Below are 14,429 nucleotides of genomic sequence, written 5' to 3'. Positions count from 1 at the left end.
ATGTAATATTTGAGATAGAAAAAGCGCCCTGAAAGCAGGGCGCTTTTTGTACTACATAAGGTAGCGTACATAAATATAAATATGAGAAATGATTAATGAAACGATCATAATTGGGAAACCGACTTTTAAGAAGTCCATGTAGCTAAATTTATGTCCTTCTCGGCTTGCGATACCTGCGACAATTACGTTAGCAGAAGCGCCGATTAATGTTCCGTTTCCGCCTAGACAAGCACCTAATGCTAATGCCCACCATAATACGTCGATTTGTGCGTCAGCAGGTGATAAACCTAATCCGACAGCCATATCGTTAATAAGAGGAATCATTGTTGCAACGAATGGAATGTTATCAATTGTTGCAGAGGCGATACCAGATACCCATAAAATAAGGATAGATGCGTAAGAAATATCTCCGCCTGTTATGCCAATTACTTTTTGAGCTAACATTTTAATAAGACCGATATCGATAAGTCCTCCAACTAGTACGAATAGTCCTGCGAAGAAGAAGATTGTTACCCATTCTACACTTGCGAATACTTCTTCAATTTCATGTTCTTTCACACCGATTAACATAAGTACAGTAGCACCAGTTAAAGCGATGATAGCTGCATCAACGTGGAAAATGGAATGGGTCATGAAACCTACAATTGTAAGTCCAAGTACTGTTAAAGACTTTTTCATTAATACTGGATCTTTAATGTATTGCTTTTCATCTAAACTCATTAATTTTTTTACTTGTACAGGATCAGCGATTAATTGTTTGCGGTACATGAAGTAAAGTATTGCTGCTGTCACAGCAATAATAATAATTACGATTGGCGCTAAGTTTAGCAAGAAAGCATTGAAATCTAAATGCTTATTGGCAGAACCAATCATAATGTTAGGTGGATCACCAATTAATGTTGCTGTTCCCCCAATGTTTGAAAAAATAATTTCAGAAAGTAAATAAGGAACAGGATTTACTTGCAGTATGCGCGTAATAGATAAAGTAACTGGAACAACAAGAAGTACAGTTGTAACGTTATCTAAAAACGCGGAACCAAGTGCAGTAAGTAAGGAAAGTGAAATTAAAATTTTAATTGGATTTCCTTGCGCTCCTTTTGCTGCTTTAATGGCAACGTATTGGAAGACACCCGATTTACTCGTAATGTTCACCAAAATCATCATACCGATGAGTAGTGTAATCGTCCCCCATTCAATATGTTTCGTAAAGGCATTGTGTAAATCAACAACCCCCATAATTACCATGAGTGCTGCACCAAGAAGTGCGATGACAGCGCGATTAATTTTTTCAGAAATAATAATGGCATATGTAATTAAAAAGACTGCGATAGCAAAATAATACTGCCAGTTTGCGAGCTCTTGCGTTGTTTCGTGCAAAACTCTCATCTCCTTTCATTCACTTTTCTTAGTGTGTCAAAAATTAACTAGATGAAACACACATAACGTCATTATAAAGTAGAAAAATGTCGGATGTAAATGAAAGGGCTTATTTTGTTATATTTTCTGCAACTGTTACTTTTTCTTATTTTTAAAAATATTTGCGGGCATTTGACATATATATAAGATACATCCAATCTGAATATTTAAAATGGAATTAGCATTCGAGCTTGTTCGTGTAGGAGTGTCAAATAGAAAGGAATGACAAAGATGATAAGGAAGGGATCGTATGAATGAACAACGATTTTTATTTTTGGATTTTGAGTTTACGATGCCCCAGCACAGAAAAAAACCAAAAGGATTTTTCCCGGAGATTATTGAGGTAGGACTCGTTTCGGTTGTTGGCTGTAAGGTAGAAGACACGTATTCAGCTCATGTTAGGCCGAAGACTTTTCCTTCTTTAACGGATCGATGTAAGAAATTTTTAGGGATTAAACAAGAAGTCGTAGATAAAGGAATTTCGTTTCCAGAACTCGTTGAAAAACTTGCAGAATATGAAAAGAGATGTAAACCGACCATTGTTACGTGGGGAAATATGGATATGAAAGTGTTGAAGCATAATTGTGAAAAAGCGGGAGTAGATTTTCCTTTCCAGGGACAGTGTCGTGATTTATCACTTGAGTATAAGAAGTTTTTTGGTGAGAGAAATCAAACAGGACTGTGGAAAGCAATTGAGGCGTATGGAAAAGTAGGGACGGGTAAGCATCATTGTGCGCTAGATGATGCGATGACGACGTATAATATTTTTAAGTTAGTAGAAAAAGATAAAGAGTATTTAGTGAAACCAGCACCTCCAACATTAGGGGAACTCGTTGATTTTTCAAAAGTGTTAAAGAAAGTGAGTACACAGTAACGACCAAATTGCACAGTATGTAATTTGGTCGTTTTGTTTTTTTAAAGTTTGTAGTCTTTTTTTAATTGTTCTAATGTTTCTAGACTACGAACTGCAAAAGGTGAATCATCTTCAGAAAATGAATTCATTTGAGTTTCTAATGCTAATTTGAGTGAATCTGTATAATCAGGAATTTCTCCTTCATATTTCTTCACCATTTGCTCTGGAATGTTCGTCTGTTCACGAAAAGCTAAAGCACGTCTTTCGTGGAAAAATGGTACGTCAGCTTGTTTTACGTTATGTAAGTCACCTTGCACCGGATGTTTTAAAACAGCTAATACTTTTACGACGTAACTGCCAGGGCGGCTATTTGTAACTTCGCCAATGTATTTTCCCGTTTTATAAATACCAGTAACGATTTCGCCAATTTCAAATGTTTCTCTCATATTTTTCACCTCAAGTTTATAGTAAGGAAAGTAGGATAAGGAGTCAAAGAAATCATTCGCGTTCGGAATGCCCCCTTGAGAATGTGGATAGGTTCCACTATAATTTAAGATAATATAACAGAAAATTCTGATGTTTTACAAATCCTATACTAAGGAGTGATTTATATGATGCCATTATATTTTCCGGAAGATAAAACAGAATATATTATTCCGGGGATTGTTTGCGTTCTATTCATCATTGGTGCGGTTGCCACGTGGCGTATGTTCATTCGTGTATCAAAACGAGAAGCAGATCGATTACAGAAAGTTGAAGAAAAGCTGTTAGCTGAAAAGAAACAGTAACTCATTTTTGTATGTTTCCCTCTATGCTCGGACAATCTAAGGGCAGAATGTATTTTGGAGGGAATAAAATGAAAAAACGGCTTTTTTTCAGTTGTTGTTTACTATTTCTGATGGCAGGTTGTGACCAAGGAAAGCCGAAAGAAATTGACGTGAAATTACATAATGCTTCAGGTGATGAAGTGGGGACTGCGAAAGTAGTGCAGCAAACTAGCGGAGTAAAAATTAAGATTAAAGGGGAAGGGTTCACACCTGGCCCACACGGCATACATGTACATGAAATTGGTGAGTGTAGAGCACCGCGTTTTGAATCATCTGGGAATCATTTTAACCCTGATAATAAAAAGCATGGACTTCTTAATCCGAAGGGTGCAGAAAACGGTGATTTACCGAACGTAATTGCAGACGGTTCTGGGAAAATTAAAGCAGAAATTGATGCGCCGCATATAACGCTTGAAGAAGGGAAAACGACGATTCATAGAAAAGATGGAGCGTCTATTATTATTACAGAAAATGCTGATGATGGTATGACACAACCGACAGGTAAATCAGGTGATCGAATTGCTTGTGGTGTTATTGTAAAAAAAGCGTCGGATATGAAGAAAAAATAAAAGCTACCGTGCGCGGTAGCTTTTATGTGTAGTGTAAGTGAAAATATATCGGCGATTTTTCAAATATATCGACTTACCGACAAAATATGACAAAGGAGGCTGTCCCAAATAGCCTCCTTTCTTATTATGAAAACGTATGGCGCAGCCTATTTAAAATTTCTTCTAAAACAGACCTTGGACAGCCGATGTTAATTCGAATATGTTCTTCGCCGCCTAATCCGTATTTCTCACCAGGTTCAACGATAATTTTTCCTTTTTCCTCAAGCAATGTAGTGCGCTCATCTTGAGAAAGCTGTAGGCGAGAGCAATCAATCCATAATAAAAAGCTACCTTCTGGCTTCGTTACGGAAAGAGCAGGTATGTAATCTCTCATATATTCACAAGCGAACTTAGCGTTATCTTCTATATATAATCGAATTTCATTTAGCCAATCGTTACATTCTGTATAGGCACTTACCATCGCTGTATAGGCAAATGTATTTAATCCGTGAAAGCCTTGTCTATATTGGATAGATGTAAAAGCTTGACGGAGTTTTTCATTTGGAATGATAATAATCGATGCTTGTAATCCAGCGATATTAAATGTTTTACTTGGAGCCATACAAGTTATCGTGCGCGCTGCTAGTTCTTCAGATAAAGAAGCGAACGGTGTATGTGTATGATTTGCGTAAATAATATCGGAATGAATTTCATCTGCGACAACGATTACATCATATTTTGTACATAAAGATCCAAGCTTTGTTAGTTCCTCTTTCGTCCAAACACGCCCTATCGGATTGTGAGGACTGCAAAGAAGCATAAGTTTGACGCCTTGTTGAAATTGCTTTTCTAAATGTTCGAAATCTATCGCATATGTATCATTGTGTTTCTGTAATGGACTTACGCATAATTGTCTATTGTTTGTTGTGACCATTTCGAAAAATGGGGGATAAATAGGTGGTTGTACGAGAACGGATTCGTTTTCCTTTGTGAAGGCCTGTATGCTCGTACTAAGAGCTGGAACGATTCCGGCGCTAAAGACAATCCATTCTTTTTGAATATCCCAGTTGTACTGTTTTTTTGTCCAATTACAAATAATATCGCCAATATTTTCGGGAGGAAGTGTATAGCCGAAAATAGGATGCTCGATACGTTGCTTTAAAGCAGTTTGAATTGGTTGTGGTACTTCAAAATCCATATCAGCAATCCAAGCGTGGATAAGTTCTTCGTTTTTATATGTATCCCATTTTGTACTATGAGTTCCACGGCGATTGACTGCTTTATGAAATAGTTGCATAAGTTTGCTCCCTTCTTCTGTAAAACCGTTAAGTTATGAATGTTCTCTCTCTTCTTATAGAATAGCTGATGTGATAGGATAAAGAAAAGTATTAAAAAGTGAAAAGGCGGGAAGCGAATGGGTACATATGAAAAGATGATAGAGGTTGTGAAGAATTGGGATCCGTTTCAAATGGGACCGGAGTTTTATGAAACAGAAGCGAGCGATGTTGTGAACGTCGCAAGTGTGTTTGATGATTCAAAATACATCGCAAAGAAGATTCAACATATATACTTTATGTCTTTTGAGGAAGTACCTGCGCTTGAAAAATGTGAGAAGTTAGCTGTGGAATTACTTGTAATAAAAGAAGGCGGAAGTTGTTCAATATAGGCTGTCGGAAATTCCGACAGCCTTTTTTACATTATTGCGCAGAAAAAGCGATAATTTCTTCATAAACATGTTCTGGTTTTTCTTCAGGTAGTAAATGCCCTGTGTTTTCGTAAGAAATAAATTTCGAATTCGGTAAATCTTTGTGCAGACGATGACCTACATGTACAGGGACGACCCGATCTTTTTCACCCCAAATGAGTAGCGTAGGTGTTTTGATTTTTTGTAATTCAGTTGAAGATAAGTCACCTTCACGATCGCGTATCATACGAGTTAAAGCGGGGAATATACGGTCGTCATAAAAAGGAGCAGAGTAACCTTCCTTCATTTCATCGTCAATTAATGAGTGATCATGAACGACATTCATTAAGTTATGAACAATACCACGCCGTATAATCCAGTTCTTTACGTATAAATGAAAGAACGGTAAATAAGAAGAGTACAGTAAAGGTAAAGTTGCGCGTGCTAAATAGCTCGAGCTACATAGTAAAATTGTCTTTGAAATTAATTCAGGACGTATACGGTTTACGTAAAGTGAAATTTGGCCGCCCATAGAATGTCCAACTAACACAATATTTGAGAGAGATAAGTGTTCAATTAAATCGATTATAATCGTTGCTAAATTATGATAAGAGTACTTAAATAGATGAGACTTATCACTCTTTCCGAACGGTGGTAAATCAAGAGCAATGACTGTGCCTTCTTTCGATAGTAAAGGAATAAGACGGCGGTAACTGAATGAGGAAGATAAAAAACCGTGAACGAGCACGAACGTCGGACGTGTTGTTTTATTATCATGTTCATACAATTCGTAATGAATCGTAGTGCCGCGAGTGGAAAAAGTGAAATAAGGACAAGTATATTGGTGATTCATTTTTTGTCACTCCATTGATTTTTGTTCATATCATCTCCAAGGCAGAAAAAAATATGTTAACAAAAAAAGGCAAGATGACGATGTCATCTTGCCTTTCGTATATTCAGTATTACCCGCGAACAATATGAGGCGGTGTTTTTCCTTGTAACGCTACAACTAAATTTTCAGCGGCGGTCATAGCCATTTGTTGCCTAGTTTTTAATGTTGCAGATCCGATATGTGGTAAGGTCACAACATTTTGTAATGATAAGAGCGGATTATCTTTTTGAATCGGCTCTTGTGTAAAAGTATCGATGCCTGCTGCAAAGATTTTCTTTTCTGTTAACGCATGGATTAACGCTTCTTCATCTACTGTTTTCCCGCGAGAAGCATTAATGAAGATAGCTGTTTCTTTCATGAATGAAAATTCCTTTTCTCCGATAAGATGGTACGTTTCATCTGTTAATGGAGTAAGAAGAACGATAAAGTCAGACTGTTTGAGTAGCGTCTGTAAATCACAATATGTAGCATCGAATTTTTGTTCAGCTTCTTCTTTTCGGCGACGGTTATAATAAAGAACATCCATATCAAATCCGAATTTCGCTCGTTTTGCAACAGCTTCACCAATTCGGCCCATACCGATAATGCCGATTGTACTATGGTGTACATCTAGCCCAAAGTGCTCTTTTCCAATTTCGGCATTCCATTCACCATTTTTTACGTAGGAGTCGAGTTCACAAACACGACGACCAGCAGATAACATAAGAGCAAAAACGAGGTCAGCTACTGTATCATCTAGTACGTAAGGTGTATTTGTTCCGATTACATTGCGTTTTTCCATCGCTTGTAAATCAAAATTATCGTAACCGACAGAAATGTTGCTTACTACTTTTAAGTTAGGAGCCGCCTCCAATAATTCTTCATTAATAGCAGATCCAAAATTTAATAAACCATCTTTATCTTGTATTTTCTCTAGTAGAACATCACGAGGTACCTTCTCATTTTGCTCCCATTTTTCATAATCACAGTGTTCTGATAAATAGTTTTCTACAAATGTTGGAACTGGTTCAGCAATATAAACTTTTGGTTTCACGGTTCCATCCCCTTTCGCTTTATCACGCATTTATCCGCTGATTAAAGTTTCACTTTATTTTGACATAATTCACTAAAAAAATCTTCTTTTCAAACTGGAAAGGCTATTTGTATAATTTAGACACAAACGAAAAGGAAGGATGATTTATATGGTGACAGAAAAAGAATTAGAATTATTAGCTTGTCTTGAAAAAAGTAGTCGATTATCTGTAGATACATTAGCGAAGCTGTTAAATATAGAAGTAGAAGAAGTAAAGAAAATGGTTGAAAAATTAGAAGCGGAAAAGATTATTGTGGATTATGTAACACATATCGATTGGACGAAGGTGAAAGAACATACAGGTTTAACGGCAATGATTGATGTGAAGGTTACGCCAAAGCACGGCGTTGGGTTCGATGCGGTTGCGGAACAAATTTATCGTTATTCAGAAGTAAAGTCTGTGTATTTAATGTCAGGGACATACGATCTTTCTATTACGTTAGAAGGAAAGACAATGGGAGAAGTAGCGATGTTTGTTTCTGAGAAATTAGCAACAATTGAATCTGTCGTTTCTACGACAACACATTTCATTTTGAAGAAGTATAAACATGAGGGAATTATTTATGAAAAAAACGATGATGATAAGCGAATTGTGGTGACACCATGAAGCAATTTGAACTATCTAGAGCGGCAGAATCGTTACAACCATCTGGTATTCGAAAGTTTTTCGATTTAGCAGCTAATATGAAAGGTGTTATATCTCTTGGGGTAGGGGAGCCTGACTTTGTTACACCTTGGAACGTGAGGCAAGCATGTATTCGTTCTTTAGAACAAGGATATACGTCATATACAGCAAATGCAGGATTATTGGAGCTCCGTCAAGAAATAGCAAAGTATCTAAAAAAACAATTTGCAGTTTCTTATGATCCAAACGATGAAATCATTGTTACAGTTGGAGCAAGTCAGGCGCTAGATGTAGCGATGCGCGCCATTATAAATCCTGATGACGAAGTACTCATTATTGAGCCAAGTTTCGTTTCTTATGCCCCACTTGTGACATTAGCTGGAGGCGTTCCAGTTCCTGTGGCGACTACTTTAGAAAATGAATTTAAAGTACAACCAGAACAAATTGAAGCAGCTATTACAGCGAAGACAAAGGCAATTTTACTTTGTTCACCAAATAACCCAACAGGTGCAATGTTAAACAAGTCCGAGCTTGAAGAAATAGCAGTGATTGTTGAGAAGTACAATTTAATCGTATTATCTGATGAAATTTATGCAGAACTTGTATACGACGAAGCATATACAAGTTTCGCGAGTATTAAAAATATGCGTGAGCATACGATTTTAATTTCAGGATTTTCAAAAGGATTTGCAATGACAGGATGGCGTCTTGGTATGATTGCAGCTCCTGTTCATTTTTCAGAATTAATGCTCAAAATTCACCAATATTCTATGATGTGTGCCCCGACGATGTCTCAGTTCGCAGCACTTGAAGCGTTACGTGCGGGGAATGATGAAGTAATTCGGATGAGAGATAGTTATAAGAAACGCCGTAATTTTATGACGACATCTTTCAATGACATGGGATTAACGTGTCATGTGCCGGGTGGAGCATTTTATGTCTTTCCTTCAATCGCTTCAACTGGACTATCTTCAGCGGAATTTGCAGAACAGTTATTATTAGAAGAAAAAGTGGCTGTTGTACCTGGAAGTGTATTTGGCGAAAGTGGCGAAGGGTTTATTCGTTGTTCGTATGCAACATCGCTTGAACAGCTTATGGAAGCAATGAAGAGAATGGAACGGTTTATAGAGAATAAAAAAAGGACAAAACACAATACGTTTTGTCCATAAAAGGGGGGGAATACTAGAAAGCCATGTGTTAGTATTCTATCCTAATATTGGAGAATTATACTTACTTAAGGAAATTTTTTCATGAATTTTGAATGAGCTCTGTCATAGTGGTATAATTTACTAATATAAGGTATGCGTATCCTGAGTTGCTTTACTTAGGGTACGTATTAACTAATCGGATATTTAACAATAAATCATCTGCTTTGCTATCTACAATTGTAGAGAAAATGGTAAACGTATGGGAGTGTTTCATATGTCAGAACAATATACAACAGGAGTGGTTGTAACAGGGAAAGTGACTGGGATTCAAGATTACGGTGCATTTGTAGCGTTAGATGCAGAAACACAAGGACTTGTGCATATATCAGAAATTACAAATGGATATGTAAAGGATATTCATGACTTTTTAAAAGTCGGCGATACAGTAGAAGTAAAAGTACTTTCAATTGATGAAGAACACAGAAAAATGAGTTTATCGTTAAAAGCGGCGAAAAGAAAACAAGGACGGATTCTTATACCGAATCCATCTAAGGACGGATTTAATACGCTGCGAGAAAAGCTAACAGAATGGATTGAAGAGTCCGAGTTAACAAAGTAAAAGAGGAGCGCATATGAGCGTTCCTCTTTTACTTTTTCTTATGATATATATTTGCAAATATGATTGCATGCAATCATATTCGTATGTCGAAGGTGAGTAAGGACATACTGACTAGCGAATTTCGTTCGTTTCTGGGTGAGTACCAAGATTTTCTGATGGTTTAAAGAGTAAACCAAGATTAATCAGCCCAGAAATACCGACGATGCCGTAAATAATACGTGCAAGAGCTGAGTTTTGTCCACCGAAAATGGCTGCCACTAAGTCAAACTGGAAGAACCCGATTAATCCCCAGTTTACAGCGCCAATTACAGTAAAGACTAATGCGATACGTTGCAAAGTACTCATGAAAAAGCCCCCCTTAATTGTGAAGCATGAGCAAGCGATGAGTTAATTAACTCTTTTATAGAATGGTGTAGTTATGTTGTTTTTATACATAAAAAATGTTTGAAACAGGATGTATATACATCTATACCGAAAAATGCGAATTTTTATGCAAAAAATGAACTTTTTCTAAAAAATATATATTGGTTACGTTTACAATTGGCTAATCGCTTGATTTACAACTTCAGTTTCGCTAAAGTGAATACAGAAATACATATCCATAATTGGAGGGAAAAAGATGAGTACACATGTAACGTTCGACTATTCTAAAGCGTTATCCTTCATCGGTGAACATGAAATCACTTATTTACGTGATGCAGTGAAAGTAACACATCACGCAATCCACGAAAAAACTGGAGCTGGGAACGATTTCCTTGGGTGGGTAGACCTTCCGCTTCAATATGACAAAGAAGAATTTGCTCGCATTCAAAAATGCGCAGAAAAAATTAAAAATGACTCTGACATTTTACTTGTTGTAGGTATCGGTGGTTCTTACCTAGGAGCACGTGCAGCAATTGAAATGTTAAACCATTCTTTCTACAACACACTTTCTAAAGAACAACGTAAAACTCCACAAGTGCTATTTGTTGGACAAAACATTAGCTCCACTTACATGAAAGATTTAATGGATGTATTAGAAGGTAAAGACTTCTCTATTAACGTTATTTCCAAATCAGGTACAACAACAGAGCCTGCACTAGCATTCCGTATTTTCCGTAAGTTGTTAGAAGAAAAATATGGAAAAGAAGAAGCTCGCAAACGTATTTATGCAACGACAGATAAAGCGCGTGGTGCATTAAAAACATTAGCTGATAATGAAGGTTACGAAACATTCGTTATTCCAGATGATGTTGGAGGACGTTTCTCTGTATTAACGCCAGTTGGTTTATTACCAATCGCAGTGAGTGGCTTAAATATTGAAGAAATGATGAAAGGTGCAGCTGCTGGTCATGATGACTTCGGAACATCAGAACTAGAAGAAAACCCAGCTTACCAATACGCAGTAGTTCGTAACGCTCTATACAATAAAGGAAAAACAATTGAAATGCTTGTTAACTATGAGCCAGCACTTCAATACTTCGCTGAGTGGTGGAAACAGTTATTTGGTGAAAGTGAAGGAAAAGATCAAAAAGGTATTTTCCCATCTTCAGCAAACTTCTCAACTGACCTACACTCATTAGGTCAATACGTTCAAGAAGGTCGTCGTGATTTATTTGAAACAGTTCTAAAAGTAGGTAAATCTACACATGAACTAACAATCGAATCAGAAGAAAACGATTTAGATGGATTAAACTACCTTGCTGGTGAAACTGTAGACTTCGTAAACACGAAAGCATACGAAGGTACATTACTTGCACATAGCGATGGCGGAGTACCAAACTTAATCGTAAATATTCCTGAATTAAATGAGTACACATTCGGTTACCTTGTATACTTCTTCGAAAAAGCATGTGCGATGAGCGGCTACTTATTAGGCGTAAATCCATTTGACCAACCAGGAGTAGAAGCATACAAGAAAAACATGTTTGCTTTACTTGGTAAACCAGGATTTGAAGAATTAAAAGCAGAATTAGAAGAGCGTTTAAAATAATAAAAAGCGGCCGGATCCGGCCGCTTTTTATTATTTCATCGAAAAATCCATCAGTATATTCAAACTAGAGTGGGTATGCTAAGGAAAAAGTCTAGGAGGGATGGACTTGATTCCGATTCAATCAAATTTAGAAGGACGTACATATGCGTTATATAAGTTAGAAGAAATAATGAAGCCACTCGGATATAGCATTGGTGGCAATTGGGATTATGATAAAGGATGCTTTGATTATAAAATTGGTGAAGAAGATGGCTATCAATTTCTGCGAGTGCCATTTACAGCGGTGAATGGTGAATTAGATGTGCCAGGCGTAATAGTCCGTCTTGAAACGCCGTATATTCTTTCGCACGTATATCAAAACGAACTAGATGATCATGTAAATACGTTAACAGCCGGCACGAGTGGATTGGATCAATTTGCTGAGCCGAAAGATCCAGATGGAGATGTAAAAAGAAAATATATCAATATTGGGAAAGTGCTCATGCAGGAACTAGAGCGTCATTTTACTAATGGTGAATAACAATGAGTATGTCGCTTTCAATGAGAACAAAAGAATGAATTGGGTTAATCATATATTGTTCGTCGCGCTTTATACCTAGTAAGAGAACGTTTTGCTTTAAAAGAGTATAGCTACAATTTGCAAAAGTTTGTCCGGTACAGGATGGGGGAAGCTCCATCAGTTGTAATTTATTATCAGAGATTTCGTCGTAAAGTGAAAATAGTACACCTGAAATGGAAGGGAATAAAAGAGAAGCGGTAAATACATAGCTCGTTAATTTATTTCCTTCTATAATTTCTGACACGCCAGCTCTCGTTGCATTTTGTATTTGTTCAGAAGTAAGAAGTTCAGCGATGCAGTGAATGTTTGGGTTGAGCCCTTTTGCAGTTAAAATATTTAAAATGGACTGTGTATCCGCTAAGCTTTCGTTTTTTTCTTTATCGGCTGTTATTAATATAGTGTGTGCCGTTGTAATATTAGCTTTTAATAACGTTTGGTCGTGATGGGGGCACCCCTTTATAAATTCTAAATGATGAAATGGTTTTGGCAGTAAAGAAAGTGTTTCATCAATTAAAACGATATCAAGGTTTGGTTGTAGTACGTGCATTTGTTTTACAACATGTTTTGCTCGTTCATTCCAGCCGACAATAATCATATGACCGTTAGAAGTCGCAGCTTCTTCTCCTTTAATCTTCATATATTGTTTACTAATCATTTCAGTAGCGAACAGTACCATATAATAAGAACAAAATCCGGTCCCTAATAAAATAATACCTATACCGATAAGTTTGCCCATTAGTGTATGAGGGGCAAAGTCACCGTAGCCAACAGTGAAAATGGTAACGATTGACCACCAAACTCCATCAAACCATGTAGTGAAGTGGGATGGTTCTAATCTATGTATAAGAAAGCCGGAAAAAGCAGTAAGTATAACAATAAAGCAAATTAAACGAAAAATAATGGAATCACGAAATGTATCTACTAAATTTGGACGGGATTTCAATTGCCTATTCCTCCTTACTTTGCAAGACTACATTCATTGTTGCCATTATAGAAAAAAGAAAAACTCTCTAATTAAAAAGAGAGTTTGTTTTACGTTACATACTTTCCACTTCAGTTTGTTGAACACTTTCAAGATGCTGGAGAGCATAGTAAACATCAGCAGTATGTCTTTTTTGATCGATACATAATTTAAGATGCAAATAGTGAGAACCATTTTCTAACGTTTTAAGCTTCATATTCTTAACTTTTATATCCATTTCTTTTATTTCTTCAATTACAACCGGGATATTGTCCATATTTCGTACAACAAGTTTTACTGCGATATCACGTTGACGAAATGACCTAGGTCCTACAAATTTCATTGTTAACGGTATAAGTTCAACGCTAATCATAAGGAAACACATTCCGAAAATCGCTTCGATATAAAATCCAGCTCCAACAGCAATACCAATACCAGATGCGCCCCAAATCATAGCAGCAGTTGTTAATCCGGCAATACTATCGTTTCCTCTACGTAAAATAACACCGGCACCTAAAAAACCAATCCCTGATACAATTTGAGCGGCAAGTCGAAGTGGGTCCATATTCATATGATCAGTATGTGGTAAATTGTAAGCTGCTTTAATAGAAACAATGGTCAGGAGGCAACTAATGATAGAAATAACTAAACACGTTTTTAAACCAAGTGGTTTACGTTTTAATTCGCGCTCTAAACCGATGGCGAACCCTAAAATAGCCGAGAGACCTAGTTTGATTAATAAATCGGTATAGTCCATATATATTCCTCCTTGTATGGTATCGTATATAAATAAAACGTTTATTATAGAAAGAAACGTTTTTGGATAGAGTGACTTTATATAGAATATATGTAGGAATCTCTTAGAAATGAAAGAGATATTTCGTTTAAGTATATGATATTAAAAAAGAAATGTAGTTAATTTAAAAAAAGTTTATAAAAGGTGTTGCATTTCATTTTTCTGCATGATATATTAATAACCGTCGCTGATGCGGAAACGCAGAAAACGACAAAAAAGAAATTAAAAAACTTAGTTGACATCGAAAAACGAAGATGTTAACATAAGGAAGTCGCAAATGAGCGACCAAGTAGTTCTTTGAAAACTGAACGAAACAAACAACGTGAAACGTCAATTTTTATTTTATGATGCTAGACAAACTAACTTTATTGGAGAGTTTGATCCTGGCTCAGGATGAACGCTGGCGGCGTGCCTAATACATGCAAGTCGAGCGAATGGATTAAGAGCTTGCTCTTAT

At 36.6% G+C, this 14,429-nt stretch carries 17 protein-coding genes and 1 rRNA gene; 10 read left to right on the top strand and 8 right to left on the bottom strand.

The annotated features are described in order from the left end of the window. Positions 1-51: 51 nt before the first annotated feature. The gene (locus ACTFRS_RS20630; protein WP_000545221.1) at positions 52-1,377 is read right to left on the bottom strand and encodes an ArsB/NhaD family transporter; all 1,326 of its coding nucleotides are present in this window, start codon (positions 1,375-1,377) and stop codon (positions 52-54) included. Between the two features lie 289 nt (positions 1,378-1,666). On the opposite strand from ACTFRS_RS20630, the gene kapD reads away from it, so the two are divergent. Continuing rightward, on the top strand, positions 1,667-2,290 hold the full coding sequence (kapD, locus tag ACTFRS_RS20625; protein ID WP_139868153.1) for a 3'-5' exonuclease KapD: 624 nt from the start codon (positions 1,667-1,669) through the stop codon (positions 2,288-2,290). A gap of 41 nt (positions 2,291-2,331) precedes the next feature. Here the strand turns inward: kapD and ACTFRS_RS20620 are convergent, their stop codons facing one another. After that, the gene (locus ACTFRS_RS20620; protein ID WP_001209341.1) at positions 2,332-2,715 is read right to left on the bottom strand and encodes a kinase-associated lipoprotein B; all 384 of its coding nucleotides are present in this window, start codon (positions 2,713-2,715) and stop codon (positions 2,332-2,334) included. A 165-nt stretch (positions 2,716-2,880) separates the two neighbouring features. Between ACTFRS_RS20620 and ACTFRS_RS20615 the strand changes: the two genes are divergently transcribed. Both ACTFRS_RS20615 and sodC read left to right on the top strand, forming a co-directional pair. Further along, on the top strand, positions 2,881-3,057 hold the full coding sequence (locus ACTFRS_RS20615; protein WP_000982762.1) for a hypothetical protein: 177 nt from the start codon (positions 2,881-2,883) through the stop codon (positions 3,055-3,057). A gap of 68 nt (positions 3,058-3,125) precedes the next feature. After that, the gene (gene sodC, locus ACTFRS_RS20610; RefSeq protein ID WP_431085402.1) at positions 3,126-3,665 is read left to right on the top strand and encodes a superoxide dismutase [Cu-Zn]; all 540 of its coding nucleotides are present in this window, start codon (positions 3,126-3,128) and stop codon (positions 3,663-3,665) included. 124 nt (positions 3,666-3,789) lie between these two features. On the opposite strand, the gene ACTFRS_RS20605 is transcribed toward sodC, so the two are convergent. Further along, positions 3,790-4,941, bottom strand: coding sequence for a MalY/PatB family protein (locus tag ACTFRS_RS20605; RefSeq protein ID WP_431085403.1), 1,152 nt, complete (start codon positions 4,939-4,941; stop codon positions 3,790-3,792). Positions 4,942-5,058: 117 nt separating this feature from the next. Here ACTFRS_RS20605 and ACTFRS_RS20600 point away from each other — a divergent pair, with 117 nt between their 5' ends. After that, the gene (locus ACTFRS_RS20600; RefSeq protein ID WP_000537635.1) at positions 5,059-5,310 is read left to right on the top strand and encodes a DUF1871 family protein; all 252 of its coding nucleotides are present in this window, start codon (positions 5,059-5,061) and stop codon (positions 5,308-5,310) included. Positions 5,311-5,341: 31 nt separating this feature from the next. On the opposite strand, the gene ACTFRS_RS20595 is transcribed toward ACTFRS_RS20600, so the two are convergent. Both ACTFRS_RS20595 and ACTFRS_RS20590 read right to left on the bottom strand, forming a co-directional pair. After that, positions 5,342-6,181: an alpha/beta fold hydrolase gene (locus ACTFRS_RS20595; protein ID WP_431085404.1), complete on the bottom strand. Its 840-nt coding sequence runs from the start codon at positions 6,179-6,181 to the stop codon at positions 5,342-5,344. A 109-nt stretch (positions 6,182-6,290) separates the two neighbouring features. Further along, complete coding sequence (locus ACTFRS_RS20590) at positions 6,291-7,283, bottom strand: 2-hydroxyacid dehydrogenase (RefSeq protein ID WP_242294468.1); 993 nt, start codon at positions 7,281-7,283, stop codon at positions 6,291-6,293. A 118-nt stretch (positions 7,284-7,401) separates the two neighbouring features. Between ACTFRS_RS20590 and ACTFRS_RS20585 the strand changes: the two genes are divergently transcribed. The 3 genes from ACTFRS_RS20585 to yugI all read left to right on the top strand — a co-directional run bounded on the left by ACTFRS_RS20585 (position 7,402) and on the right by yugI (position 9,684). Then, positions 7,402-7,899 (top strand): Lrp/AsnC family transcriptional regulator, encoded by a 498-nt coding sequence (locus ACTFRS_RS20585; RefSeq protein ID WP_000255699.1) that lies wholly within the window; start codon positions 7,402-7,404, stop codon positions 7,897-7,899. Continuing rightward, complete coding sequence (locus ACTFRS_RS20580) at positions 7,896-9,086, top strand: aminotransferase (RefSeq protein WP_000808514.1); 1,191 nt, start codon at positions 7,896-7,898, stop codon at positions 9,084-9,086. The genes ACTFRS_RS20585 and ACTFRS_RS20580 overlap by 4 nt, the downstream gene beginning before the upstream one ends. 253 nt (positions 9,087-9,339) lie before the next feature. Beyond that, positions 9,340-9,684, top strand: coding sequence for a S1 domain-containing post-transcriptional regulator GSP13 (gene yugI, locus ACTFRS_RS20575; RefSeq protein ID WP_000003767.1), 345 nt, complete (start codon positions 9,340-9,342; stop codon positions 9,682-9,684). Positions 9,685-9,795: 111 nt separating this feature from the next. Here the strand turns inward: yugI and ACTFRS_RS20570 are convergent, their stop codons facing one another. Next, positions 9,796-10,029 (bottom strand): DUF378 domain-containing protein, encoded by a 234-nt coding sequence (locus ACTFRS_RS20570; RefSeq protein ID WP_000105788.1) that lies wholly within the window; start codon positions 10,027-10,029, stop codon positions 9,796-9,798. A gap of 274 nt (positions 10,030-10,303) precedes the next feature. Here ACTFRS_RS20570 and ACTFRS_RS20565 point away from each other — a divergent pair, with 274 nt between their 5' ends. Continuing rightward, a complete protein-coding gene (locus ACTFRS_RS20565; RefSeq protein WP_000103654.1) occupies positions 10,304-11,656 on the top strand; it encodes a glucose-6-phosphate isomerase in 1,353 nt (450 codons plus the stop codon). Between the two features lie 106 nt (positions 11,657-11,762). Then, a complete protein-coding gene (locus tag ACTFRS_RS20560; protein ID WP_000612339.1) occupies positions 11,763-12,176 on the top strand; it encodes a YugN-like family protein in 414 nt (137 codons plus the stop codon). Here the strand turns inward: ACTFRS_RS20560 and ACTFRS_RS20555 are convergent. After that, the gene (locus tag ACTFRS_RS20555; RefSeq protein ID WP_000842332.1) at positions 12,163-13,158 is read right to left on the bottom strand and encodes a potassium channel family protein; all 996 of its coding nucleotides are present in this window, start codon (positions 13,156-13,158) and stop codon (positions 12,163-12,165) included. The two genes, ACTFRS_RS20560 and ACTFRS_RS20555, sit on opposite strands and share 14 nt — an antisense overlap. 94 nt (positions 13,159-13,252) lie before the next feature. After that, positions 13,253-13,933, bottom strand: coding sequence for an MgtC/SapB family protein (locus tag ACTFRS_RS20550; RefSeq protein WP_000386681.1), 681 nt, complete (start codon positions 13,931-13,933; stop codon positions 13,253-13,255). Positions 13,934-14,337: 404 nt separating this feature from the next. Between ACTFRS_RS20550 and ACTFRS_RS20545 the strand changes: the two genes are divergently transcribed. Beyond that, positions 14,338-14,429 (top strand): 16S ribosomal RNA (locus ACTFRS_RS20545); the annotation flags it as partial.

This window comes from Bacillus cereus group sp. MYBK139-1 (genome assembly GCF_051916915.1).
Lineage (GTDB): Bacteria > Bacillota > Bacilli > Bacillales > Bacillaceae_G > Bacillus_A > Bacillus_A pacificus.
This window is presented reverse-complemented; position numbering and strand designations above follow the sequence as displayed.